25 protein-coding genes and 2 rRNA genes are annotated in these 24895 nt (G+C 71.4%); 20 read left to right on the top strand and 7 right to left on the bottom strand.

Annotation, left to right across the window (positions count from 1 at the left end):
- From ABZ851_RS23160 to ABZ851_RS23205, 10 genes are all read left to right on the top strand, one after another.
- Positions 1-74 (top strand): 23S ribosomal RNA (locus ABZ851_RS23160); the annotation flags it as partial.
- A 74-nt stretch (positions 75-148) separates the two neighbouring features.
- Positions 149-265 (top strand): 5S ribosomal RNA (gene rrf / locus ABZ851_RS23165).
- Positions 266-342: 77 nt separating this feature from the next.
- The gene (locus ABZ851_RS23170; RefSeq protein WP_361130729.1) at positions 343-1044 is read left to right on the top strand and encodes an HAD family hydrolase; all 702 of its coding nucleotides are present in this window, start codon (positions 343-345) and stop codon (positions 1042-1044) included.
- Positions 1045-1145: 101 nt separating this feature from the next.
- Complete coding sequence (locus ABZ851_RS23175) at positions 1146-2384, top strand: MFS transporter (protein WP_361130732.1); 1239 nt, start codon at positions 1146-1148, stop codon at positions 2382-2384.
- The gene (locus ABZ851_RS23180) at positions 2353-3528 is read left to right on the top strand and encodes an acetoin utilization protein AcuC (protein ID WP_361130735.1); all 1176 of its coding nucleotides are present in this window, start codon (positions 2353-2355) and stop codon (positions 3526-3528) included. The genes ABZ851_RS23175 and ABZ851_RS23180 overlap by 32 nt, the downstream gene beginning before the upstream one ends.
- A 185-nt stretch (positions 3529-3713) precedes the next feature.
- Positions 3714-4529 carry a phosphatase gene (locus tag ABZ851_RS23185; RefSeq protein WP_361130738.1) on the top strand — a complete coding sequence of 272 codons (816 nt, stop codon included), beginning with the start codon at positions 3714-3716 and terminating at the stop codon, positions 4527-4529.
- 128 nt (positions 4530-4657) lie between these two features.
- Complete coding sequence (locus tag ABZ851_RS23190; RefSeq protein WP_006604741.1) at positions 4658-4867, top strand: helix-turn-helix domain-containing protein; 210 nt, start codon at positions 4658-4660, stop codon at positions 4865-4867.
- A gap of 119 nt (positions 4868-4986) precedes the next feature.
- Positions 4987-5085 carry an AURKAIP1/COX24 domain-containing protein gene (locus tag ABZ851_RS23195; protein WP_003948845.1) on the top strand — a complete coding sequence of 33 codons (99 nt, stop codon included), beginning with the start codon at positions 4987-4989 and terminating at the stop codon, positions 5083-5085.
- 199 nt (positions 5086-5284) lie between these two features.
- Positions 5285-6334, top strand: coding sequence for an NAD-dependent epimerase/dehydratase family protein (locus ABZ851_RS23200; RefSeq protein WP_328386011.1), 1050 nt, complete (start codon positions 5285-5287; stop codon positions 6332-6334).
- A gap of 14 nt (positions 6335-6348) precedes the next feature.
- Complete coding sequence (locus ABZ851_RS23205; protein ID WP_361130743.1) at positions 6349-7344, top strand: lysophospholipid acyltransferase family protein; 996 nt, start codon at positions 6349-6351, stop codon at positions 7342-7344.
- A 51-nt stretch (positions 7345-7395) separates the two neighbouring features.
- Here the strand turns inward: ABZ851_RS23205 and ABZ851_RS23210 are convergent, their stop codons facing one another.
- From ABZ851_RS23210 to ABZ851_RS23225, 4 genes are all read right to left on the bottom strand, one after another.
- The gene (locus tag ABZ851_RS23210; RefSeq protein ID WP_361130746.1) at positions 7396-8610 is read right to left on the bottom strand and encodes a DUF5667 domain-containing protein; all 1215 of its coding nucleotides are present in this window, start codon (positions 8608-8610) and stop codon (positions 7396-7398) included.
- Between the two features lie 284 nt (positions 8611-8894).
- Positions 8895-9680, bottom strand: a complete 786-nt coding sequence (locus ABZ851_RS23215; RefSeq protein WP_088798525.1) for an ECF subfamily RNA polymerase sigma factor, BldN family — start codon at positions 9678-9680, stop codon at positions 8895-8897.
- 330 nt (positions 9681-10010) lie between these two features.
- Positions 10011-10994 (bottom strand): HAD-IB family hydrolase, encoded by a 984-nt coding sequence (locus tag ABZ851_RS23220; protein WP_088798524.1) that lies wholly within the window; start codon positions 10992-10994, stop codon positions 10011-10013.
- Positions 10995-11568: 574 nt separating this feature from the next.
- On the bottom strand, positions 11569-11856 hold the full coding sequence (locus ABZ851_RS23225; RefSeq protein ID WP_361130750.1) for a glutaredoxin family protein: 288 nt from the start codon (positions 11854-11856) through the stop codon (positions 11569-11571).
- A gap of 503 nt (positions 11857-12359) precedes the next feature.
- On the opposite strand from ABZ851_RS23225, the gene ABZ851_RS23230 reads away from it, so the two are divergent.
- The 4 genes from ABZ851_RS23230 to ABZ851_RS23245 are packed head-to-tail and all read left to right on the top strand — an operon-like array spanning position 12360 to position 17168.
- Positions 12360-13133: a redox-sensing transcriptional repressor Rex gene (locus tag ABZ851_RS23230; protein ID WP_088798522.1), complete on the top strand. Its 774-nt coding sequence runs from the start codon at positions 12360-12362 to the stop codon at positions 13131-13133.
- Positions 13130-14497, top strand: coding sequence for a glutamyl-tRNA reductase (locus ABZ851_RS23235; RefSeq protein ID WP_361130754.1), 1368 nt, complete (start codon positions 13130-13132; stop codon positions 14495-14497). Before ABZ851_RS23230 ends, ABZ851_RS23235 begins: the two co-directional genes overlap by 4 nt.
- Entirely contained in the window at positions 14494-15522 is a 1029-nt protein-coding gene (gene hemC, locus ABZ851_RS23240) for a hydroxymethylbilane synthase (protein ID WP_361130757.1), read from the top strand. The genes ABZ851_RS23235 and hemC overlap by 4 nt, the downstream gene beginning before the upstream one ends.
- Entirely contained in the window at positions 15519-17168 is a 1650-nt protein-coding gene (locus ABZ851_RS23245) for a bifunctional uroporphyrinogen-III C-methyltransferase/uroporphyrinogen-III synthase (RefSeq protein WP_361130760.1), read from the top strand. Before hemC ends, ABZ851_RS23245 begins: the two co-directional genes overlap by 4 nt.
- A gap of 92 nt (positions 17169-17260) precedes the next feature.
- On the opposite strand, the gene ABZ851_RS23250 is transcribed toward ABZ851_RS23245, so the two are convergent.
- Positions 17261-18052, bottom strand: coding sequence for an alpha/beta fold hydrolase (locus tag ABZ851_RS23250; protein WP_361130762.1), 792 nt, complete (start codon positions 18050-18052; stop codon positions 17261-17263).
- 98 nt (positions 18053-18150) lie between these two features.
- Between ABZ851_RS23250 and ABZ851_RS23255 the strand changes: the two genes are divergently transcribed.
- Complete coding sequence (locus ABZ851_RS23255) at positions 18151-19098, top strand: MerR family transcriptional regulator (protein WP_361130765.1); 948 nt, start codon at positions 18151-18153, stop codon at positions 19096-19098.
- An 81-nt stretch (positions 19099-19179) separates the two neighbouring features.
- Positions 19180-19554: a nuclear transport factor 2 family protein gene (locus tag ABZ851_RS23260; RefSeq protein WP_361130768.1), complete on the top strand. Its 375-nt coding sequence runs from the start codon at positions 19180-19182 to the stop codon at positions 19552-19554.
- Positions 19555-19634: 80 nt separating this feature from the next.
- Here the strand turns inward: ABZ851_RS23260 and ABZ851_RS23265 are convergent, their stop codons facing one another.
- Entirely contained in the window at positions 19635-20474 is an 840-nt protein-coding gene (locus ABZ851_RS23265; protein WP_361130771.1) for a Scr1 family TA system antitoxin-like transcriptional regulator, read from the bottom strand.
- Positions 20475-20632: 158 nt separating this feature from the next.
- Between ABZ851_RS23265 and ABZ851_RS23270 the strand changes: the two genes are divergently transcribed.
- From ABZ851_RS23270 to ABZ851_RS23285, 4 genes are all read left to right on the top strand, one after another.
- Entirely contained in the window at positions 20633-21088 is a 456-nt protein-coding gene (locus tag ABZ851_RS23270; RefSeq protein WP_361130774.1) for an ATP-binding protein, read from the top strand.
- A gap of 272 nt (positions 21089-21360) precedes the next feature.
- Positions 21361-22296: a helix-turn-helix domain-containing protein gene (locus ABZ851_RS23275; RefSeq protein WP_361130777.1), complete on the top strand. Its 936-nt coding sequence runs from the start codon at positions 21361-21363 to the stop codon at positions 22294-22296.
- 78 nt (positions 22297-22374) lie between these two features.
- Positions 22375-23364 carry a porphobilinogen synthase gene (gene hemB / locus ABZ851_RS23280; protein WP_361130780.1) on the top strand — a complete coding sequence of 330 codons (990 nt, stop codon included), beginning with the start codon at positions 22375-22377 and terminating at the stop codon, positions 23362-23364.
- A 172-nt stretch (positions 23365-23536) separates the two neighbouring features.
- The gene (locus ABZ851_RS23285; protein WP_244413963.1) at positions 23537-23722 is read left to right on the top strand and encodes a CsbD family protein; all 186 of its coding nucleotides are present in this window, start codon (positions 23537-23539) and stop codon (positions 23720-23722) included.
- Positions 23723-23801: 79 nt separating this feature from the next.
- Here the strand turns inward: ABZ851_RS23285 and bla are convergent, their stop codons facing one another.
- The gene (bla, locus tag ABZ851_RS23290; RefSeq protein WP_361130783.1) at positions 23802-24761 is read right to left on the bottom strand and encodes a class A beta-lactamase; all 960 of its coding nucleotides are present in this window, start codon (positions 24759-24761) and stop codon (positions 23802-23804) included.
- Positions 24762-24895 lie beyond the last annotated feature (134 nt).

Genomic DNA, 24895 nt, shown 5'->3' on the forward strand with positions numbered 1-24895 from the left:
GGTTGATAGGCCAGATATGGAAGCCCGGTAACGGGTGGAGTTGACTGGTACTAATAGGCCGAGGGCTTGTCCTCAGTTGCTCGCGTCCACTGTGTAGGTTCTGAAGTAACGACCTGTGTCATGTCCGGGTTGGTTAACTTCATAGTGTTTCGGTGGTCATTGCGTTAGGGAAACGCCCGGTTACATTCCGAACCCGGAAGCTAAGCCTTTCAGCGCCGATGGTACTGCAGGGGGGACCCTGTGGGAGAGTAGGACGCCGCCGAACAATCATTGTGGGAAAGCCCCGCACCTCATGGTGCGGGGCTTTTCTGCGTTTACGGGCCGCTCGGTACGCTCAGGACCATGCGCTATGACCTGGTCATTTTCGATAACGATGGCGTTCTGGTGGACAGTGAGCCGATCGCTAATCAGATCCTGGCCGCCTACCTCACCGAGCTGGGCCATCCGACGACCTATGAAGAGTCGCTGCGTGACTTCATGGGCGGTGCGAAGCACCGCATTCACGAGACGGTGCTGGAGCGGTCGGGAAAGCGGCTGCCGGCCGGATTCGACGCGACCTTTGATGCGCGGGTCTTCGAGGAATTCCGCGGGGGGCTGGCGCCCGTGGCGGGTGTGGCCGAGGTGCTGGACAAGCTGGCTGCCGACGGGGTGCCGTACTGCGTCGGGTCGTCGGGGAGCCATGAGCGTATCCGGGTCGCGTTGACGGAGACCGGGCTGTTCGAGCGCTTTGCCGAGGGGCGGACCGGTGGAGACAGTGCGGCCGGGCGCATTTTCTCCTCGGAGGATGTGGGGCGGGGGAAGCCGACGCCGGATCTCTTTCTGCATGCGGCGCGGGAGATGGGTGTGGCACCGGAGCGGTGTGCGGTGGTCGAGGACAGTCCGCTGGGGGTGCGGGCCGCGATCGCCGCGGGGATGGACGTGTACGGCTTCACGGCGATGACGCCGGCGGGGAAGCTGACGGAGGCCGGGGCCACCACGCTGTTCGGCGATATGGCGGAGCTGCCGGCGCTGTTGCAGGAGAGCCGGAGAGCGGTGCAGCGGTAGAGCAGCGGAGCCGGAGAGGCCCCGGCGCTCGGCGAGCCCGCCGAAATTGGTGCGGAGATCCATCTACCCAGTGGTAGGGGGGAGTCCTAGGCTGAGCGGCCATGACGGTCCCCCGGGTACCAGGAGCGCGGTTACGGCACGGCAGGGTCTCGCTCGCCCTCAGCTTCTTCGTCCAGGGGGCGGTCTTCGCTCTCCTCGTGACCCGTATCCCCGCGATCCAGGAGCGCTACGGGATTTCGGACGGTCTGCTGCCGGCCTTCCTCGCGGCGGTGCCGGTCCTCGCGGGGGCCGGCAGCTTCGTTGCCGAGCAGGTGGTGAAGCGGCTACGGGCCGGCCGGGTCCTGCGGTGCGTGCAGCCCGTGGTGTGTCTGGCGCTGCTGGCGGTCGGGTCGGTCGGGTCGATGGCGCAGGCCGCCGTGGCGCTGGGGGTCTTCGGGCTGTCCGTGGGGGCCCTGGACGCCTCGATGAACATGCTCGGGGTGAGTCTGCAGCGGGCGTACGGGCGGAGCATCATGCTCGGGTTCCACGCGGCGTACAGCCTGGGCGGCATTGCGGGTGCCTCGCTGGCCTGGGCGGGCGCGCACTGGAAGCTGTCGCTTGCGCTGCTGTACGGGCCGGTGGTGGCGGTGCTGGTGCCGCTGGCGCTGCTCGTGGGCCGCTGGTTCGTGGACCGGGACCGCCAGGATCCGGTGGCGGGCGGGGCGGGGCCGGCGGCGGCCGTTGCGCCCGTCGCGATGCGGGTGTTGTTGCCGCTGTGTCTGGTGATGGCGTGTGCGTATATCGGGGACTCGACCGTCTCCAATTGGAGCGCCAAGTATCTGCAGGACGTCCTGGGGAGCTCGGAGCAGCTGGCCACCGTCCCGTACAACGTCTATATGGTCACCACGCTGCTCGGGCGGGCGGTCGGGGATCTGGGTGTGCGGCGGTTCGGGGCGGTCGCGGTGGTGCGGACCGGGGCGGTGGTCGCGGCGGGCGGTTTCGCGGTGGTGGCGGCGGCTCCGGGGGCCTGGGCCGGGATGGCGGGGTTCACGCTGCTGGGGTTCGGGCTGTGTGTGATCGTGCCCCAGACGTTCGCGGCGGCGGGGCGGTACGCCGGTGAGCAGCACGGCCCCGGGGCCTCGGACCTGGCCGTCGCGCGGCTGAACATTTTCAACTATGCGGGCTTCCTGATCGGCTCTCCGCTGGTCGGGGCGCTCGGTGATTCCTGGAGCTATCGGGGGGCGATGCTGGTACCGATGGCCCTGGTGCTGGTGACGTTGGTGTATGCCCGATCGTTCGGGACGCCGAAGGCCCGATACGGTGACCGATATGAGCGGCCGCGCACAGCTGATGTGGGATGAGGCAGTAACGGGCTACGACTTCGGGTCCGGGCACCCGATGGACCCGGTCCGGCTCGCGCTGACCATGCGTTTGGTGGAGGCGTACGAGCTGGACCGCGGGCCGCTGGAGGTGGTCGCGGCCAAGCCTGCCGGGGACTCCACCCTGCGGCTGGTGCATCGCGAGGACTACATCGGAGCGGTCCGCAGAGCCTCGGCGGACCCTGCTGCCGCGGATCTCTCATACGGGCTGGGAACGGCGGACGATCCGGCGTTCGCGGGGATGCATGAGGCGTCCGCGCTGATCGCGGGCCAGTCGGTGGGGGCGGCGGAGGCCGTCTGGCGCGGCGACGCGGCGCATGCGGTGAACTTCGCCGGCGGGCTGCACCACGCGATGCCGGGTGGGGCGGCCGGATTCTGTATCTACAACGACGCGGCGCTAGCGGTCGCCCGGCTGCTGGAGCTGGGCGTCGAGCGGGTCGCGTACGTCGATGTGGACGTGCACCACGGCGACGGGGTGCAGGTGGCCTTCTGGGACGACCCGCGGGTGCTGACGATCTCGCTGCACGAGCATCCGCGGACGCTCTTCCCGCAGACCGGCTGGCCGGAGGAGACCGGCGGCGCGGACGCGGAGGGCAGCGCGGTGAATGTGGCGCTGCCGGCCGGGACCGGGGACGCGGGGTGGCTGCGGGCCTTTCATGCGGTGGTGCCGGAGCTGCTGGGGGCCTTCCGGCCGCAGGTGCTCGTGACGCAGCACGGCGCCGACACCCACTTCGAGGATCCGCTGGCGCACCTCGCGGTGAGCCTGGACGCGCAGCGCGTGGCGGCGGAGGCCTGTCACGACCTGGCGCACCGGTACGCGGACGGCCGCTGGGTCGCGCTCGGCGGGGGCGGCTATGCGGTGGTGGACGTGGTGCCGCGCAGCTGGACGCATCTGGCCGCGATCGCGGCGGGCCGGCCGATCGAGCCGACCTCCATGGTTCCGGAGGCGTGGCGGCACGAAGTGTTCCGCAGGACGCGGCAGTTGGCGCCACAGCGGATGACGGACGGCCGTACGCCGCAGTGGCGGGACTTCACCGACGACGGCTATGACCCGGCCGACCGGCTGGACCAGGCGGTGCTGGCGACCCGTCGGGCGGTGTTCCCGGCGCATGGGCTGCTTCCGTAGGTCCCTGTAGGGGCGAGGTCCTGCCCTGTGGGCGCGAGGCTCTGTGGTCCCGCCTGTCGCGCTGTTGCGGCTCCGGAGAGGCACGGCGCGGTGCCCTGCGGCCGTACCGGTGCCGTGCCCCCAAAGGTGTGACTACCCGTCGGTCAGGGCATCCGTGGGCCGACCAACCGGACAGTATGGGACGCGTGTTGGGCACCGGGGCGCTGCGGGCGCACCTGATCGAGGCCAGGCTCGCGGGGACGATCGCGACCCGGCGGGAGAAGAGTCTGGCGCGCTACCGGCTCTTCGCGGCGCGCGATCCCCGGGCGCTGCTGGGGCTGGATCCCGAAGGGGACTGGCCGGTCGGTGAAGTGCTGAGACTGATGGGGCGGAAGTGCGGGGTTTCGGTCGATCTCGCACATACTTCCGGACCGGATGAGATCGATCCCGACCGCACCCTCGCGGCGCTGGACCGGTTCGCCGAACGGGTCGGAGAGGCGGCCGGCCGCCGGGCGCCGGTGCTGCTCGGTACCGGCCATCCGGACCGGCTGGTGGGGTTCTACGCCGCCCTCGCAGACGCTCTCTCGTCGGCGGGCTGCCCCGTTCTCACCCCGGCGTATGGCGCTCGTGTCGACATAGCGACCCGGTTCGGCGTACGTACCTGCACACTCGACTACGTACGGGGAGTCGCGGTGATGCGAGAAACCGGCGTGCGGGGCGCGCCGGGGACGGGGGGCGTACACACCCATTCACCGCTCCCGGTACGGACCGCTCTGGCAGCCCTGGGGGGCATCGCCGGGCCGCCGCCGAGTCTGGTGATCGGGGACCACGGATGGGCCTGCGGGGCAGGTCAGCTGGGCATCGAGGCGATCGGGCCGGCGGATGCGGACGATCCGGCGCTGTTCGTCGGCGAGGCCGAGGGACGGGTGTCGGTGGCGGTGCCGCTCGACGATGGCGTGCCGAGCGCGCACTACCAGCCTCTGGCGCGCTATGTGCTTAATCGTGCATATCTGTCCCGATAGGGGGCTGTTCGCTGCTCCTCTTCCCCACTCGCATCACCCGCCCCTAATCTGGGGAGTGAGCGCATAGCGACGAAGAGTCACCGGAGGGGAAGCCGGTGACCGTCTTATGCGGAAGGTGCAGGTGTGGCATGGCTGCAGACCAGAGGCCTCTGAACGAGGTCGTGTTCCTGACAGTGGCGGAAGTCGCCACGGTGATGCGGGTGTCGAAGATGACCGTGTACCGCTTGGTGCACAGTGGCCATCTGCCCGCGATTCGGGTGGGGAGGTCTTTCCGGGTTCCGGAGCAAGCGGTTCACGACTATCTCCGGGAGTCCTTTGTGGGGGTGGAATCAGCCTGACGAGACCTCGCCGACCCTCGGATTACGCCGTACGCCCGTCGCCGGGTAGGCTGGCCCGATGTAGGTAGTGTGGGCTCGGACGCCCCGCACCGAGTGATTCGAAGTGAGCGAGGGTAGTCGTGGGCTCTGTTATCAAGAAGCGGCGCAAGCGGATGGCTAAGAAGAAGCACCGCAAGCTGCTCAAGCGCACCCGTGTTCAGCGTCGTAACAAGAAGTAAGCGACGCTGATCGCGAATTCGCAGCCCCCCATCGCCTTGGTGCGATCGGGGGCTGCGGTGCGTTGTGGGCCGTATGGACGGTGGTCGGACGGAAATGTGGCCACGGGCATCCCGCGGACATCACCGCGCAACACCTACCCGATAGCGTGGCCTGCACAGCTCGGCCACGGCGGTCGCGGCGGGTAAGGAAGGGCTGATCTTGGGCAAGGTCGTGCTCGTCACGGGAGTCGCACGGCAGCTGGGCGGCCGGTTCGTCCGCCGCATCCAGCGCGATCCCGACGTCGACCGGGTGATCGGGGTCGACGCCGTGGCCCCGGAACACCATCTGGGCGGCGCCGAATTCCTCAAAGCCGATATCCGGCACCCGGCCATTGCCAGGGTCCTGGCCGAGACGGGCGTCGACACCGTCGTCCACATGGATATCAACGGCACGCCGTTGAGCAAGCGCGGCGGCCGCGCCTCGGTGAAGGAAACCAACGTCATCGGGACGATGCAGCTGCTCGGCGCCTGCCAGAAAGCCCCGAATGTGCAGCGCCTGGTCATCAAGTCCAGCACCAGCGTCTATGGCTCCGCGCCCCGCGACCCCGCCGTCTTCACCGAGACCACCACGCCGAAGTCGCTGCCCAGCGGCGGCTTCGCCAAGGACGTCGTCGAGGTCGAGGGGTATGTCCGCGGCTTCGCCCGGCGCCGGCCCGATGTGGCGGTGTGCGTGCTGCGCTTCGCCAACATCCTCGGGCCATGCGCGGATTCCCCGCTCGCCGAGTACTTCTCGCTGCCGGTGTGGCCCACCGTCCTCGGCTACGACCCGCGGCTGCAGTTCGTCCACGAGGGTGACGCCATCGAGGTGCTGCGGATCGCCGCCGCCGCGCCGCGCCGCGGGACGCTCAACAGCGGCACCTTCAACATCGCCGGGGACGGCGTCCTGCTGCTGTCGCAGACCTCCCGGCGGCTGGGGCGGCCCACCGTGCCGCTGCTGCTGCCGACCGTAACCTGGGCCGGTACGGCGCTGCGGTCCATCGGCATCTCGGACTTCTCGCCGGAACAGATCCGGCTGCTCACGCACGGCAGGGTCGTGGAAACGACGCAGATGCGCGAGACACTGGGGTTCCATCCGAAGTACACGACGGCGGAGACCTTCGCGGAATTCGCCCGCAGCCGTGGACCCGGGCTGCTGCCGCCCGAGTCCCTCGCCCGCACCGTCGACCGGCTCGCCGAGGCGCTGCCGGCCCGCGGTGGCCCGACCCAGTGAGGAGTTCATCCACGATGGCGGACGCCAAGGTCATCCCCTTCGGCGAGGAGCCCCGGGCGCGCAGGAAGGCCAGGAGAGCCGGGCGCACCGGGCAGGGTACGGCGCTGGCGCCGGTGCCGGAGGCCCGGACCGAGCACCCTCCGGCGGCGGTGCCGCGGCCGAACCCCGGGCGGTCCCTGGACGAGCGGATCGCGGGCGGCCTGGCCTTCCTGCGCCGGCGGATCACCGGCGACTACGAGGTCGACGACTTCGGGTACGACGAGGAGCTGACCGACCAGGTCCTGATGTCGTTGCTGCGGCCCTTCTACGAGAAGTACTTCCGGGTCGAGGTGAAGGGTGTCGAGAACATCCCCTCCGACGGCGGGGCGCTGATCGTCGCCAATCACTCCGGGACGCTGCCCCTGGACGGTCTGATGCTGCAGGTCGGGGTGCACGACAACCACCCGGCGCAGCGTCATCTGCGGCTGCTGGCGGCCGATTTGGTGTTCGTCCTGCCGGTGATAAACGAGCTGGCGCGCAAGGCCGGGCACACCCTGGCCTGTGCGGAGGACGCCCAGCGGCTGCTGGAGCGCGGCGAGATCGTCGGGGTGATGCCGGAGGGCTTCAAGGGCATCGGCAAGCCCTTCTCGGACCGCTACAAGCTGCAGCGGTTCGGGCGCGGCGGCTTCGTCTCGACGGCGCTGAAGGCCGGGGCGCCGATCGTCCCGTGCTCGATCGTGGGCGCCGAGGAGATCTACCCGATGATCGGGAACGCCAAGACGCTGGCGCGGGTGCTGGGGCTGCCGTACTTCCCCCTCACGCCGACCTTCCCGTGGCTCGGGCCGCTGGGCGCGGTGCCGCTGCCGACGAAGTGGACGATCCAGTTCGGCGAGCCGATCCCGACGGCCGGCTATCCGCCGGAGGCGGCGGACGATCCGATGCTGATGTTCAACCTGACCGACCAGGTGCGGGAAACGATTCAGCACACCCTCTACAAGCTGCTGGTACAGCGACGCTCGGTGTTCTTCTGAGGGAAGGACCAGAGGAACACCGAGCGCCGGAGGGACTGCTTCGCTGCTGTGCTACTTCGGGAGATCCTCGCCGTCGATGCCCAGGCCGGGAAGCAGCCCCGGGATCAGCGGCGGGAGGGTGACATCGGGCTGGCCGCCGGTGTCCCGGCCGCGGTGCTGGTGGCCGCGGTCGTGCGGGGACGCGCTGCCGCTCTTGGACGGCGGGTCGAGCAGGCCGCCCGTATTGCCGCCGAGCAGGCCGTCCTCCTGGGACGGTGAGGCCGCCGGGCGGGGGGCGTGCGAACCACCGGCGTGTTTGCCGGGGGCGGACCTGCTGCCGGACGGGGCGGGGTGCCCGTCGGACCGGGAGCCGGTGCCCGCGGAGGCGGGCGTGTTGCGGTGGTGGCTACGGCTTTCCGGGGTGGGCGGCAGCAGCGGGCGGAGCGGACCGACCTCTTTGTCTATGGCGTCGAAGACCGAACTGACCTTGTCACGGACGTCCATCAGCTGCACCGGGAGCTTGTCGCGCAACTGCGACCAGGTGCGGCGGTGGGACTTGGTGAAGGAGTTCAGCGCCTGGATGGGGTCGAGCGAGCCGTCGCGCTCGTAGGCCTGGTGCAGCAGGCGGTGGCCCTCGCCCGCATCGTGGGTGACGCCGGCGAGCGCCTTGCGGACCTCGCCGAGCGCTTCGTGGTCGAGGTCGGCGACCCGGGCGCGCTCCATCAGGCGGCGCGCCTCCATCATCCGGATGGCGGCCTGGTCGAGGTAGAGCCGGCCGCGGTCGGAGTCGTCGTCGGCCATGCCGAGCTTCAGGTCCTCCATGCCGCGCTTGAGGCCGTAGAGGGAGTCGCCGGGCAGGGCGTCGGTGCTGGCCGCGGCGACGCCGGTGAACGCCCCGGCGGCGACGCCGACCGTCAGCCCGCCGGCCGCCAGGCCCTTGGTGAGGCGGGAGCGCGGACGCAGCCTGCCGATGGATTTCGTGGCGCGGTGCGCGCCACGGTGTTCGCGCTGCTCGGGCACCCTGGCACCGTCGGACGGAGCGCCTTCGGCGAAGGCGGACTCCATCGCGGCGATGAGCTGGGCGCGCTGGACAGTCTTGACCTCGGCTGCCATCTCCGGCCTCGGGAGTTTCCCGAGGCCGTCGGCGACCGCCAACAGCCGTGCTTCGCCCGGCGCTTGGGCCGGATCTTCGACCTGGTCCTCGGTCGCCGTGCCCTCGAGGACCTGCTCCTCAAGGGTCTGGGCGAAGGCGTTGGCCCGCCGGTGCACCGAGACATTCGCGATCACGGGCGGCACCTCCTCTCGTCATCCCGCTCGACTCCCCGGACTGGCTTTGACTGTCCAGACGGACCGGACGGTTGCAAGCCGTTGTCCGCGACCACTCGATCGAGTGAGAGGCAGCGGGCAAGGCATGACCGCATGGAGCCTGCATCCCGCACAACGAGCGGCGCGGCACTCGGGTTACGCACTCACGATGATCTGACCGACCGGGTAGGGAAGGTCACCAAGGGTGATCGGATGTGGCACGGAACCGGTCAGCGGAATCTGCGGACAGGGGGCGGGTCAGCGGGTCAGCGGGCGTCTTCGGGGAGCAGCCGCGCCAGGGTGCGTACGGCGCGGTACTGGAGGGTCTTGATCGCGCCCTCGTTCTTGCCCATGACGCGGGCGGTCTCGGCGACCGAGAGGCCCTGCAGGAAGCGCAGCGTGACGCACTCCTGCTGCTGGGGGTTGAGCTTGCGTACCGCCTCCAGCAGGGCGGCGTTGGAGAGGGATTCGAGGACCGAGTCCTCGGGGCTGCGCTCGACCTCGTTGGCGTCGAGCATCTCTCCGGTGGTGACTTCCAGGCGGAAGCGGGAGGACTTGAAGTGGTCGGCGACGAGGTTGCGGGCGATCGTCACGAGCCAGGCGCCGAAGTCGCGGCCCTGCCAGGTGAAGGTGCCGATGCGGCGCAGGGCCCGCAGAAAGGTCTCGCTGGTGAGGTCCTCGGCCGTGGCGCGGCCGCCGACGCGGTAGTAGATGTACCGGTAGACGGTGTCGGCGTACTGGTCGTAGAGGCGGCCGAAGGCGTCGGCCTCGCCCGCCTGGGCTCGTTCGACGAGGTCCATCATGCGACGGCTGTCGCTGTCGGCGGGGCGACGGGCGGTGGTCGTGCCGGTGCCGGAGCGGCGGGTTCTGCCGGCGGCCTTGCCGACCGCAGCGCTCCCGTCGGCCAGGGCGTAGCAGGGTCCGGCGGCGGGGACGGCTGAGGCGAATGCGGGGACGGCGTACGCGGTGGGGACAAAACTGCGCAGGTGGTCGACGAGTGTCGTACGCAGCGTAGCCAGGCCCGAGGCGTCAACCCCGACGTGTGGGTACACGGGACTCCCAGAGGCAGAGCTTCCATCACGTGCAGTGCGGGACCGTTCACTCGTCGTAGGGACGTGTGGGTTCCGGATTGCGTCTGAGGAGAATAACGCTTCGTACAGGCAGCGCTACACCCAGTTGCTCAAATCATCGATTAGTTACGGTCCGTGCCGGGTTGGTGGCAGATCAAGTATCGATTACTGAGCAACTTCTGATCGGAAGGAAACGCAATCTGCCTGGTTGGAGGGCGTGTTGTGGTTAACCGGCAGCAAAGGGACTGAGGGGACGGCGGAGGGGGTAGGAAGCCGGGATGGTCCGCCGTCCCGTAAGGCGATCAGGCCTGGTCAGCGGCGTCGGCGCTGTAGTGCGACCGCGGCCGCGGCACCGCCCGCCAGGGCGCCCACACCGGCCGCCGCGGGGATGCCGATCTTGGCGGCCTTGCGTCCGGTCCGGTAGTCGCGCAGCCGCCACCCCTGCTCCCGGGCGTGCTTGCGCAGCCGGCTGTCAGGATTGATCGCATAGGGGTGCCCGACGAGCGAGAGCATCGGGATGTCGTTGGCGGAGTCGCTGTAGGCCGCGCAGTGCGAGAGGTCCAGGCCCTCCGCGGAGGCCAGGGCGCGTACGGCCTCGGCCTTGGCCGGTCCGTGCAGCGGCTCGCCGACCAGTTTGCCCGTGTAAACGCCGCCGACGGACTCGGCGACGGTGCCCAGCGCGCCGGTCAGGCCGAGGCGGCGAGCGATGATCGTGGCGGTCTCGACCGGGGCCGCGGTCACCAGCCACACCTTCTGACCTGCGTCGAGGTGGGCCTGGGCGAGCGCGCGGGTGCCGGGCCAGACCCGCTCGGCCATGTACTCGTCGTAGATCTCCTCGCCGATGGACATCAGCTCGGCGACGCGGTGGCCCTGGACGATGGACAGGGCGCTGTTGCGGACGTCCGCCATGTGCTCGGGGTTCTCCGAGCCGGCCAGCCGGAAGTAGATCTGCTGCCAGGCGAAACGGGCCAGATCGCGCTTGTGGAAGAAGTGCCGCTTGTACAGGCCGCGGCCGAAGTGGAACAGCGCGGCGCCCTGCATGACGGTGTTGTCCAGGTCGAAGAAGGCGGCGGCGGCCGTGTCCCCGACGACCGGGAAGTCGGGCTCCGCCGGGGTCTCGGTCTCCTCGGCGGGCGGCGCTTCCTGGGAGGACTTGCGGGCGGCCTCGGCGGCGGCCTCGCCGGCCAGCACACTGCGGGCCGTGGCGGGCCGTCTGCGGCGGGGGAGCCAGCCCAGGGAGAAGAGTGCCCCGGTGGGGCTCCAGCGGGGGCGGTGAGCGGGCGACGGGCGGGCCATGGCGCTAGCGTAGCCAGTTTGTTCGGTGCAGCCGGTTACGGGCGCGTGTCAGGAGGGCCTGGAGAGGGGGAAGTGTGCATTACGGCCACCTCTGCGGGGGCCTTGGCGAGGGCGCTGCGGGGCCTTAGGGGGCGGGCGAACACTTCCCGTAGGGGGAGGGAGTGCCCCCTGCGGGCCACAACGTGGCGGGGGGAGGGGGTATTCCGGGGGTGGGCCACGGCGCGGCGGGGAGAGGGGGCTCCCGAGGGGTGACACGCGGCGGCGGGGAGAGGGGGCTCCCGAGGGGGTGACGCTGGGCGGCGGGGAGAGGGGTATTCCCGACGGGGCGGCCGCAGGGCGGGGGATGGGAGCCGAGGGAGCTCCGGTGCGGCAGGGCGGGGGAGGGAGCCGAGGGAGCTCCGGTGCGGCAGGGGAGGGGGGTGCTGAGGGGGCTGCGGTGCGGTGAGGGGAAGAGGGTTCGACGGGTTGCCACGCGGCGGGGGCACGAGGGGCTGCGGCGTGGCGGGGGAGAGGGGTCTTCCCGGCGGGGCTGCGGCGCGGCGGGTGGGGGCCGGGGTGGGGCGGTGGTTCGGGGTCAGGCGCCCAGGGCTGTGCGGAGGCGCTTGGGGTCGACTCGCCAGAAGTCGTGCTGGGCGCCGTCGACGAGGATGACCGGAATCTGCTCCCAGTACTTGCGGTGCAGGTCGGCGTCCTCGGTGATGTCCTTCTTCTCCCAGGACGCGCCGGTCTCGGCGCACACCTTCTCGATCACGGCCTGGGCGTCGTCGCAGAGGTGGCAGCCCGGCTTGCCGACGAGGGTGACCATCCGGTCGGCGGGGTTCTTGCGGGAGCTGCGGCTGAACGAGTTGAACAAGGGGGCCATGGAGTCATTGTGCCGGGTTGCGGTGTGGGGGTGGGTGGGCGTGCTGGCGTGGCGGCCGGCCCCGGGTCGGCCCCCGGCCCCCAGCCCCCCAGCCCCCGGCCCCCCCGCCACCGGCCACTGGCCCCGGCCACCGGACCCCCAGCCCCCCGAGCCCTCGGCGCCCCGGCCCCCGCCCGCCGTAGCCCACGATTGACGCGCGCTTCCGGTCGTCCGGGTCGATTACCATCGATGGGCGATTTGTAGGTGTCCGGGGGTATAGCGGTGAGGAGTGAGGGCGCGTGCTCCCGTGGGTGCTGCCGTGTTTCGCAGGTGGCGCGAGCGAACGGTGTGACGTGGGAGTTGGTTCCGCGGCGGCTTGTAATAGGCGCGTGAGCCCGGTCACTTTGGGCGGACAAACCGGACACCATCTTTGTGCACGCGTTCACAAAGACATAGCCTGCAGAAGACAGGGCGGTCGGGTTCCATGCGGTCGCCCGCAGCCCCGCTCTACCCGCAGGAGCACCGTGGCAACTGGCCGAACTCACCGACCGGCGACCCGCAGCCGAGGCATTCCCGAGGCCACCGTCGCCCGGCTTCCGCTGTATCTGCGTGCACTGACCGCGCTGTCCGAGCGTTCGGTCCCCACGGTCTCCTCCGAGGAACTTGCCGCCGCCGCGGGAGTCAACTCCGCCAAGCTGCGCAAGGACTTCTCGTACCTCGGCTCCTACGGGACCCGCGGTGTCGGCTACGACGTGGAGTACCTCGTCTACCAGATCTCGCGCGAGCTGGGGCTGACGCAGGATTGGCCGGTTGTGATCGTCGGTATCGGTAACCTCGGCGCCGCGCTCGCCAACTACGGCGGTTTCGCCTCCCGTGGCTTCCGGGTCGCCGCGCTGATCGACGCCGACCCGGCGATGGCCGGCAAGCCCGTCGCGGGCATCGGTGTCCAGCACACCGACGAGCTGGAGCACATCATCGAGAGCAACGGCGTGTCGATCGGTGTCATCGCCACGCCGGCCGGGGCCGCCCAGCAGGTCTGTGACCGGCTGGTCGCCGCCGGCGTCACCTCGATCCTCAACTTCGCGCCGACCGTGCTGACCGTCCCCGACGGGGTGGACGTGCGCAAGGTCGACCTGTCGATAGAGCTGCAGATCCTCGCCTTCCACGAGCAGCGCAAGGCGGGCGAGGAGGCCGGGCCCGAGAGCGGCGCCCCGGCCACGGCCGCCCGTGCCGCCGCTGCCGTGGCCGGTGACCGCAAGGGACCTGACGGGGACATGCCCGCCGTGATGCCGGCATGACCCTCCTGGTCGTCGGACTGAGCCACCGCAGCGCGCCGGTGAGCGTGCTGGAGCGGGCCGCGCTCGCCCCCGAGGCGCGCGGCAAGCTGCTGCAGGACGCGGTGTCGGCCGAACCGGTCACCGAGTCCGCGGTGCTGTCCACCTGCAACCGCATCGAGCTCTACGCCGACGTGGACAAGTTCCACGCCGGTGTCGCCGAGCTCTCCACCCTCCTGGCCCGCCACAGCGGCGCCGGCCTGGAAGAGCTCACCCCTTATCTCTACGTCCATTACGAGGACCGCGCGGTCCACCACCTCTTCTCGGTGGCCTGCGGCCTGGACTCGATGGTCCTGGGCGAGGGCCAGATCCTCGGGCAGATCAAGGACGCGCTGGCCGTCGCCCAGGAACTGCACACCGCGGGACGGCTGCTGAACGACCTGTTCCAGCAGGCCCTGCGGGTCGGCAAGCGCGCCCACAGCGAGACCGGTATCGACAAGGCCGGACAGTCGCTGGTCACCTTCGGGCTGGAGCAGCTCGCGGGCGGCCGGGACGTCGAGGCCTGGGCGCGTGGCAAGCGGGCGCTGGTCATCGGCGCCGGATCGATGTCGTCGCTGGCCGCCACCACCCTGGTCCGGGCCGGTGTCGGCGAGCTGGCCGTCGCCAACCGCACCGTCGAGCGCGCCGAACGGCTCGTGCAGATCCTCACCGAGCCGGGCGGACCCGGTGCGGCGAACGGGCTCCGGGCCCGTGCGGCCGCCATGACCTCCGTTCCCCAGGAGCTGGCGCTCGCCGACATCGTGGTCTCCTGTACCGGCGCGACCGGTCTGGTCCTGGCCGGCGAGATGGTCGCGGCCGCGCGCCAGGGCAGCACAGCGCCGCTGGCGCTGCTCGACCTCGCGATGCCGCGGGACATAGACGCCGCGGTCCACCGGATCGAGGGCGCGCACCTCGTCGACATCGAATCGCTGGCCGACGCGTCCGCGGACGCGCCGATGGCGGCCGACGTGGACAAGGTGCGCGGCATCGTCTCCGACGAGGTGGCCGCGTTCGGCGCCGCCCAGCGGGCCGCGCACATCACCCCCACCGTGGTCGCCCTGCGCACCATGGCGGCGGATGTCGTCGCCGGCGAGATCGCCCGGCTCGACGGCCGCCTTCCCGACCTGGACGACAAGCAGCGCGCCGAGATCACCCAGACCGTGCGCCGCGTCGTCGACAAACTCCTGCACGCGCCCACCGTCCGGGTCAAGCAGCTGGCCAGCGAGCCCGGCGGCGCCGGGTACGCGGACGCCCTGCGGGAACTCTTCGACCTCGACCCCCAGACGGTCGCCGCCGTCAGCCGGGCCGACACGCGCGCCGACAGGCACGATGCACGGGAGCGGGCATGACCGACAGCACCACGAGAGCACTGCGGCTGGGCACGCGGCGCAGCAAGCTCGCCATGGCCCAGTCCGGGCAGATCGCCGAGGCGGTCCGCGAGCTGACGGGCCGTCCCGTCGAGCTGGTGGAGATCACCACCTACGGCGACACCTCCCGGGAACACCTCGCGCAGATCGGCGGCACCGGCGTCTTCGTCTCCGCGCTGCGTGACGCGCTGCTCGCCGGGGAGATCGACTTCGCCGTCCACTCCCTCAAGGACCTGCCGACCACGCAGCCCGAGACCCTGGCCCTGGCCGCGATACCCGTACGGGAAGACCCCCGGGACGCGCTGATCGCCAGGGACGGGCTCACCTTCGAGCAGCTGACCGCCGACGAGGACCGGGTGGCCCGTATCGGCACCGGCTCCCCCCGGCGGATGGCGCAGCTCAACGCCTGGGCCAGGTCGCTGGGCCGGCGTGTGGAGACCGTGCCGATACGCGGGAACATCGACACCCGCATCGGCTTCGTCGAGAAGGGGGAGCTGGACGCGGTCGTACTGGCCGCCGCCGGACTCACCCGGATCGGCCGGATCGACGAGGCGACGCAGCTGCTGTCGCCCGACATGGTTTTGCCCGCCCCCGGCCAGGGGGCACTGGCGATTGAGTGCGCTGCGGTCAACGTGGACCTCATCGCCCGGCTCGCCGAGCTCGACGACCCGGACACCCGGGCCGCCGTGACCGCCGAGCGTTCCCTGCTCGCCGCCCTGGAGGCCGGCTGTTCCGCACCCGTCGGAGCACTGGCCGACCTTTCCCCAAACTCTCGACTTCGGTCGAGCGGGGGAGGCCCCAAGGCCGACGAGCAGGTTGTCACCGAATTGCATCTGCGTGGTGTCGTCGGCACGACCGACGGCAGCACGCTGGTGCAACTGTCCACCACCGGGCACGTACCCGCCTCTCCCGACGACGTGTTGACCCCGCTGAACATGGGTCGTGAACTCGCCGCCGAGATGCTCGCAAAGGGTGCGGCCGGTCTTTTGGGGGAGCGAGCACTTTGAACCCCACCGCCCCAAACCACTCCGCCGCCGGTCAGGTCACCTTCCTGGGTGCCGGGCCGGGAGACCCGGGTCTGCTGACGCTGCGTGCCGTGGAGGCGCTGGCCTCCGCGGACGTACTCATTGCCGACCCGCAGGTGCTGGACGTCGTGCGCGTGCATGCCCGCGCACAGGTGGACACACCACTGCAGGCATCAGCTGACGAGGCGTCAATCCCCGCCGACGTCCACACCCTTCGGGACACCGCCAATCTTGTCATGGCGGCCGCCCGTGCGGGCAAGCGGGTCGTACGGGCCGTCCCCGGGGACCCCGGTCTCGACGGTGATGTCGCCGAGGAGATGCTGGCGTGCGCCGCCGAGGGCATCGTCTTCGAGGTGGTGCCCGGTATCGCCGCGGCCGTCGGCGTGCCCGCGTACGCCGGTGTCCCGCTGCGCGACGCCGAGGGCACCGACGTGCGTTTCGTCGACGCCCGCAGCGCGGATGCGCGCTGCTGGTCCGAGGTCGGTGCCAGTGACGCCACCGCCGTCGTCTCCACCACCCTTGACTCGGTGGCCGCGGCCGCCGGTGAGCTGGTGTCCGGGGGCCGCAAGCCGGACACCCCGATGACCGTCACCGTCGCCGGTACCACCACCCGCCAGCGCACCTGGACCGCCACCCTCGGGTCGGTCGCCCAGGTCCTCAAGGCCGCCAAGGTGCTGCCCTCGGCGGACGGCGGCCAGCCGGTCATAGCCGTGGTCGGCGAGCGCAGCGCCGCGGCCCGGCGCGACCCGCTGTCGTGGTTCGAGTCCAAGCCGCTCTTCGGCTGGCGGGTGCTCGTGCCGCGGACGAAGGAGCAGGCCGCCTCGCTCTCCGACCAGCTCGTCTCGTACGGCGCGGTGCCGCACGAGGTCCCGACCATCGCCGTCGAGCCGCCGCGCACCCCGCAGCAGATGGAGCGCGCGGTCAAGGGCCTGGTCACCGGCCGCTACGAGTGGATCGCCTTCACCTCGGTCAACGCCGTCAAGGCCGTCCGGGAGAAGTTCGAGGAGTACGGCCTCGACGCCCGCGCCTTCGCCGGGATCAAGGTCGCCGCGGTCGGCGAGCAGACCGCCAAGGCGCTGGTCGCCTTCGGTGTGAAGCCCGACCTGGTGCCGAGCGGTGAGCAGTCGGCCGCCGGTCTGCTGGAGGACTGGCCGCCCTACGACGCGGTCTTCGACCCGATCGACCGGGTCTTCCTGCCGCGCGCCGACATCGCCACCGAGACCCTGGTGGCCGGCCTGATCGAGCTGGGCTGGGAGGTCGACGACGTCACCGCCTACCGGACGGTGCGCGCCTCGCCCCCGCCGGCCGAGACGCGGGAGGCCATCAAGGGCGGCGGCTTCGACGCCGTGCTGTTCACGTCGTCGAGCACCGTGCGGAACCTGGTCGGCATCGCGGGCAAGCCGCACAACGTGACGGTCATCGCCTGTATCGGTCCGGCCACCGCCAAGACCGCCGAGGAGCACGGCCTGCGGGTGGACGTCATGTCGCCCGAGCCGTCGGTCCACAAGCTGGCCGAGGCGCTGGCGGACTTCGGGGCGGCGCGGCGCGATGCCGCCGTTGAGGCCGGGGACCCGGTCACGCGGCCGAGCGAGCGGCGGCCGGGGTCGCGTCGGCGGGCTCGTAGCTGAACGGAGCGGTAGCGGCAGGAACGGCTGAAGGGCGCCCCTTTGGGGGCGCCCTTCGCGCGTGGGCGGACGGCTGCCGCCCGCGCTGAGCGGGACTACGCACTCACCCGCTGCCCTTCGCCGGCGGCGGCCCGGAGCAGCACCCCGGCGAGCTCGTCCGGGACCGAGAGCATCGGCCAGTGCCCGGTGCCGAGTTCGAAGAAGCCCACCTGAGGCTCGGCGAGCACCTGGAAGCGCGGTTCCCCCGACCGCACCAGGGACTCGACCATGGCGATGTTCATCCCCGTGCCGGTACAGAAGACGCCGCTCATCGGCAGCTCGGCGGCGGCCCCCGACAGCCGGAGCGGCTGGGTGAGCGTTCCCAGCGGCTGCGGCGCGGCCAGGCGGACGAGCCGGGCCAGCGCGTCCGCGGGAACGTCCGCGACGCTGTTCTGGGCCTGCACGCCGTCGAGTGACGGCGGGGGGATCCGCCAGCCGTCCTCGGCCTGTTCGGCCCGTTGCCGCCACCCGTCGCGGACCGCGGGATCGGGCTCGAACGCGTCCACCAGGCCGTGCACCGAGAAGCCGTCCATCGGCAGGGGCGCCGACACGTACACGATCCGGGAGACCCGTTCCGGGCGCCGGTCGGCGGCGCCCAGCGCCGGAAAGCTGCCGTGACAGTGGGCGACGAGCACCACCTCGGGCGCGTCCAAGTGATCGATGAGCTGTACCAGATCCTCGATATGCGTCTCCAGGTCCGTTTCCGGGCCCGCCAGATGGCGGCGGTCGCCCATGCCCGTGAGCGTGGCCGCGTAGGCCTCGGCTCCCCGCTCCCGTAGCCGGTCCACCACGTCCCGCCACAGCCAGCCGCCCATATGACCGCCCGCCACCAGCACATACGCCGTCATCAACGCCTCCTCGTACAGCTCGGCCGCGCGGTCGGCCCCCGTTGACCCGGCCGCGCATGCCGTTACGGTAGGAACTCCCCCTGAGGGAGGTTCAAGGCATGACCGGGTCCGCGTCCCCTGACGGCATGTGGGGCATCGGCGAACTCGCCGCGCAGGCAGGTGTCACCGTCAAGACCGTGCGCTTCTACTCGGACCGCGGACTGCTGCCCGAGGCCGTCCGCAGCGCCGGGGGCCACCGCCGGTACGGCCCCGAGGCCCTGGACCGGCTCCGCCTGATCCGTTCGCTGCGCACCCTCGACCTGCCGCTGCCGCAGGTCGACCGGATCCTCGCCCAGGAGGACGTGCCGGGCGCGCCGGACGCCCTGGAGGATGCCGTCGCGGGGCAGCTCCGCGAACTCGGCACGCAACTGTCCGCCCTGCGCTGGCGGGAGGCCGCCCTTCACCTTCTCCGCGACTGCACTCCCGAGGAACGTGCCGACCGCCTGCGCCTGATCGGTGCCGTGAGCATCCCGCCCACCACGGACGCCCTGGCCCGCTTCTGGCGTCACGTACTCCCCGCGCGGCTCCCGGCCCGCCTGCTCGCCACGCTGCTCGAAGCGGCGGTGCCGCAGCTCCCCGCCGACCCGACCCCGTCCCAGGTGCTGGTCTTCGCCCGGCTTCACGCCGTCGCCACCGACCGCCGCGTCGTCGACATCGACGTCCGCCGCCTCGCCCCCCGAACCTCTGACGAGGCCTGCCGTCCGGTCGTCCTCTATGAAGGGCTGATCGAGGCGTGCGCGCTCGCCTCGCCGGACGTACGGGACCGGCGGCCCCCGCAGGCGGGCGAAGCCCTCGACTGTTTCGTCGCCGCCCACGCCGGCTTGCGCAACACGCGGGACACCCCCGCCTTCCGCCGCCAGCTCAGCGCCCAACTCAGCCGGATCGCGCATCCCCTCCTGGACCGCTACTGGCAACTCGTCGGCGAGCTCCCCTCCGCTAACCGGCAGCCGACCATCGGCGCCATGGACGACTGGCTCCGTGCGGCGCTGGAGGCGCAGGTCGCCTAGCGCTGTGACCGGGATGGTCCACCGTGATCGGAAGGCGGCTCGCGGGACGAGCGCACGCGCAACGGCTGGTATTACTGGGGCATGCAGGAAGAGACGGCACGCTCCGCGATCGACACGTTCATCTCCGCGTTCAACGCCTCGGACGACAGCTATGTGACTGCCCTGCTCTCCCAGGCCCTGACCTCAGACGTGGTCTTCTGGGGGCCGTTGGGTCGCAGCGAAGGAATCGCGGCGGTCGAGCGGTTCGTGCTGGACATCCGGCGCCACCCGGCCGGGACCGGCACGATGGTGCGCTGCTCAGCGGTGGACATGCCTCACGAGTGGGCCCGGTACCAGTGGGTCTTCACCACGCCGGATGGAGGCCCCCGCCTGGCGGGAACTGACGTCGTCCATCTGCGGCGGAGCCTTATCGACCAGGTCATCGTCTTTGCGGGGGAGATCGAGCCGTCCGCCTGAGCGGAGGCGCAGCCACCACACCTCCAGCGGTCGAATGGACGTCACGACCACCAACCCGGCGAACCTACGCGGTCACAGCACTAGGCGTGCTGTCCGGTGCCGCGCACAACCGTGGGGGCGGATGCGGATGCGTACGGCAGGAAGCCGGCCCAGGTGGTGGGGGTGAAGGTGAGGCGGGGGCCGTCGGGGTTCTTGGAGTCGCGGATGAGGATGGTGCCGGGGGTGGCGGCGACCTCGATGCACTCGCCCCCCTTCAGCCGGCGCAGGCTGAACGAACCGCTGAGGCCCGGGTTCACTTCCCGCGCCAGTGGGAGCACCTGGAGGTCGACGTTCCGGAACCGGCCTACCTCCAGCAACCGTTCGAGCTGCCTGCGCATCACCGGTTTGCCCCCGAGGGGGCGGCGCAGCGTCGACTCGCACTGAACAAAGCTGAAGATGGGCGGAGTCGCTGAACTGTCCAGGATCTTCTGGCGGGCCATGCGGCCCGCGACCCGCTCCTCGATCTCGCGTGGCGTGAAGAACGGGCGGCGGTTGCCGATGAGTGCTCGTGCGTACTCCTCGGTCTGCAGCAGGCCGTTGAAGACGGAGCTCTCGTAGCAGCACAGCTCAACCGACGCCGCTTCCAGCTTCGTCAGGTCCCGGACCTTCTTCGGGTAGCGGACGAGTGCCACGTCCTCCTTCAGTGCGGCGAGTCGGCCACCGGCTCCCAGTACCTCGTCCGCCAGGTCCAGGTACTCCGGCTGGGGAACCCGGCGTCCGCGCTCCACCGCGGCCACCGACTCCTCGCTGTACCCGATCCCTTTCCCGAATTCGGCCTGGGTGAGCCCGGCCGCCTCGCGCCACAGCTTGAGCTGCCGCCCGACGATTTTCATCACGGCCCCGGCTTCCTCGTCCTCCGGACCCGTATCCCATTCGCTCATGCCTGACGCCCCTTCGTCGTGCTGACCATGTTCAACGTGCGCCGTCCGTGAGCGCTACGCCGCACGGCCCGGACAAGAGCCGTACCAACCCGGACAGTTGCCGCCTGTCCGGCTCCCGGTCCTTCTCAGGCCAGATAGGCGCGACCACTCTGTGTGACGTGACTCAGCGAATTACTCGACCCAGCACTTCCGTTACCGCCCTCGCCCCGGCGTCCCGGTACTCCGTTCCGCTCTCCGCCACGCCCCGGGGAGCCCGGCTGGCGCGCATTCTGGCCGTGGAGCAACTTGCTTCGTGGGGGCTGCTGTTGGACCAGGCCCGGCTGCTCGTCGCCGAGCTGGCGGCGAACGCGGTGCAGCACGGCCGCGTCGCCGGGCGGAGTTTCCGGCTCACTCTCGCCGTCGCCCCGTCCGCCACGCTCCGTATCGAAGTGACCGACACTCGCGGTGACCGGCTGCCCGTCCGTGTGCCGGGCCTCGGTGGTGTCCTGGCCGAGTCCGGGCACGGGCTGCTGCTCGTCGAGGAGTTGGCGGACCGCTGGGGTGTCGAGGAGGGGCCGGTGCCGTGCAAGACCGTCTGGGCGGAGGTGGACCTCGTCCGGGTGGCTGGGTGCTGACCGTCTTACCGGAGCCCGGAAAGGCGGGACCCGGTGGGCCGGGCGGCGGTGCGGCGGGCGGCCAAAGACAAAGAACCCCCGGGAAAGAACCTCTCCAACCCGCCAAACCCCGTGTACGTCACCCATGGGGGTGAACTAGCGCAACTCGGCTGGCGCGGCGATGACTTGGGTGGGCAGGCTCGGGCCTGACCACCGCAGACATGCGACGGCCCCCGCCGGGACGGCAATCCCAGTGCGAGGGCCTGACCACCAGAGGAAGACGGACCTTCCCGATGGCTGAACAGAAGCCTAGCGCCGCCGCGCGCCCGTATAGCCGTGTTCGGCGAAGTGCCACCCACAGTGGGGTGACGCATATCCGGCAGTACCAGCCGGACCGGTACACGATCATCGGCAATCACCTCGCTCAGCACAGCGATCTCTCCCTGACCGCGATCGGGGTGGGCACCCACATCCTGTCGCTGCCCGAGGGCGCGTCGGTCGATATCCGTACGCTCGCGGCTCGCTTTCCCGAGGGGCGGGACCGGATCGCCTTCGCGCTGCGGGAGTTGGAGGCCCATGGCTATGTCGAGCGGGTGCGGGAGCGGACTCCGGACGGCCGGGTGATCACCCGTACTTACGCCCACAGTGCTCCGGGCGCCCATACGGAGGTCCCGGCGGCAGGGGCCGACGCTCCGTTGTCGCCCGCTCCGGCCGAGCCGCCCGCCCCGCAGCAGGCCCCGCCCCCCGCCGCGGAAGCGCCCGCCGGTGAGCACCACGCCGGCGCCGTCGCCCTGCTCGCGGACCTGCGCCGTACCGATGACCGGCTCACGCTCTCCCGGCGGGACGTGCGCCGCCTCGCCTCCGCCGTCGCCGCGTGGTTCGAGAACGGGGCGACCGTCGCGGCCGTGCGGCGCACGCTGACCGCGGGCCTGCCGTGCGAGCTGAAGAACCCGGCGGGGCTGCTCGCCCACCGGCTCCGGGAGCTGCTGCCGCCGCCCCTTCCGGCGGGCGGGGAAGTCCCACCGGGCGGGGAAGTCCCACCGGGCCACGAGGTCCCGCCGGACCCCGGCGCGGAGGGCCGTCGTCGGCCCGCGCCGCCGGATCCGTTCCAGACCTGCGACGGCTGCGAGCGGGCGTTCCGTGCCCGGGGACCGGGGCGCTGCCGGGACTGCCGGGGCGGAGCGGTGGCCGGGGAGCGGGCGGTCGGAGATCCCGCCGCGGCGGCCTGAACGGGGGCGGCGGAGGGGCCGGGACTGCCGACGATGCGTCGGCAAAGGCAGGGGCAAAGCGGGCGTAGCGTGGGCGGTATGACGAAGTACGGAAGCTTCCCCGGTGCGCGGCCCCGGCGGCTGCGTACCACCCCCGCCATGCGGCGGATGGTGGCCGAACACCGGCTGCACCCCGCCGACCTGATCCTTCCCGCGTTCGTACGGGAGGGGATCGCCGAGCCGGTGCCGATCTCCGCCATGCCGGGCGTCGTCCAGCACACCCGCGACACGCTCCGGAAGGCCGCCGTCGAGGCGGTCGAGGCGGGGGTCGCCGGGATCATGCTGTTCGGGGTGCCGGAGGACGCCAAGAAGGACGGCGCCGGTACGGCGGGCACCGATCCCGACGGGATCTTGCAGGTCGCCATCCGTGACGTGAAGGCCGAGGTCGGCGACGATCTCGTGATCATGTCGGACCTGTGCCTGGACGAGTACACCGATCACGGGCACTGCGGTGTCCTGGATGCCGAGGGCCGGGTCGACAACGACGCGACGCTGGAGCGGTACGCCGAGATGGCGCAGGTGCAGGCCGACGCGGGCGTCCATGTCGTGGCCCCCAGCGGCATGATGGACGGGCAGGTCGGCGTCATCCGTGACGCGCTCGACCAGACCTCCCACGAGGACGTGGCGGTCCTCGCCTACACGGCGAAGTACTCCTCCGCCTTCTACGGGCCCTTCCGGGAGGCCGTCGGATCCTCTCTCCAGGGTGACCGCAAGACCTACCAGCAGGACCCGGCCAACCTCCGTGAGTCGATGCGCGAGCTGGCGCTCGACCTGGAGGAGGGCGCCGACATGGTGATGGTCAAGCCGGCGCTGCCGTACCTCGACGTGCTGGCGAAGGTCGCGGACACGGTGGACGTGCCGGTGGCCGCGTACCAGATCTCCGGTGAGTACGCGATGATCGAGGCGGCCGCCGAGAAGGGCTGGATCGACCGGGACAAGGCGATCCTGGAGGCCTTGACCGGCATCAAGCGGGCCGGTGCCGACATGATCCTGACGTACTGGGCGACGGAGGTCGCGCGGGGGCTGTGAGCCGCCCCGGCCGGCGGTATCGGCTCTGCCGGCTGTGTCTGCCGTTGCCGAAGCTCCTGCCCCCGGACCGCGGGGGCGGGAGCTTTGTCGTGGGCGCGACGTTTTGTCCGGCGCCTGCCGGGCACGCGCCGGGTGTCAGGGAAGGCCCCGACCGACCGAGGAGCGGGTAACCATGACTGCCAAGCGCAAGATGCAGGCCAAGGGCGCGCAGGTCATCGGCGCCATGAAGGAAGTCGTCGGCCGGGCCACGCACAACCGCAAGCTGGAGGCCGAGGGCAAGGCCGAGAAGACCGCGGGCCACGGGCTGGACGCGAGCGAGAAGGTCAAGGACGCGGTACGCAAGCCCTGGCAGCACTGAGGCGCCGTTCCTGAACCGCGGCCCCTGAACCCTGGCCCCTCCGCCCCCGCCCCCTGAACCGCCCGGCCGCCCGGTCCGCTCAGCCCGCCACGGCCCGCGCGAGCACCTTTGTCACGTCCGCGATCAGCGCATCGTCGGCGGACGCGGCCTGCTCCGGCTTGCCCGTCAGCACGGCCAGCACGACCGGGGTGCCGTCCGGGGTCCAGGCGACGCCCACGTCGTTGCCGGTGCCGTACGAGCCGGTGCCCGTCTTGTCGGCGAGGGCCCAGTCCTCGGGCAGCGCGGCGCGGAAGCGGTCCGTGTTGGTCTCGTTGGCCTTCATCCATGCCGTCAGCCGGGCCCGGTCCGCGGGCGTGAGCGCGTCGCCCACGAGCAGCCGGGTGTAGGTGTGGGCGATGGCGGCGGGGCTGGTGGTGTCGGTCCTGCGCCCGGGCTCGGCCGAGTTCAACTCCGTCTCCCAGCGGTCGAGGCGGGTGGTGCGGTCGCCGAGGGAACGGGCGAAGGCGGTGACGGCGGCCGGCCCGCCGAGCTCGCGGAGCAGGAGGTTGGCGGCCGTGTTGTCGCTGCGCTGGAGGGCGGCGGCGCACAGGTCGGCGACCGTCATGCCGGTGGCCAGGTGCGCGCCGGTGACGGGGGAATTGTCGACGAGGTCGGCGCGGGTGTAGTGGATGCGGCGGGCCAGTGTCTCGCCGTGGTGGTCGAGGTCGCGCAGCACCGCGCCTACGGCGAGGGTCTTGAAGACCGAGCAGAGGGGGACGCGGGTGTGGGCGCGGTAGGCGACCCTCGCGCCGGTGGCGAGGTTGTGGGCGAACGCGCCGACGCGTGCCCGGTGTTCGTGTTCCAGGCGGCGCAGCGTCCGGTGCGGATCGGCGGCGGTGCGGGGCGGTGCGGCGGCCGCGGGCGGGGTGGCGGACGCCAGGAGACCTGCCGCCAGCAGTCCGGCTCCGGTGCCCAGCGCGGCACGCCGGGCCGGGGCGGCGGGCGCGGGTGTGGGCGCGGGTGCGGCCGGCTGATCGGTCGTGCGTGGTACGTGGTGCATGGCTGTTTGCCCTCCCCTGGAGACCGGAACGGCCCCGTACCCGACCTCGGGTACGGGGGTCGGGTGTACGGGGCCGCAGTGGCTGGAGAGTAAGCGATCACGGGACCCCGCCGTCGGCCGGACGACGCGGACCA

It is taken from the genome of Streptomyces sp. NPDC047049 (assembly GCF_040643995.1).
Taxonomy (GTDB): Bacteria; Actinomycetota; Actinomycetes; order Streptomycetales; family Streptomycetaceae; genus Streptomyces; species Streptomyces mooreae.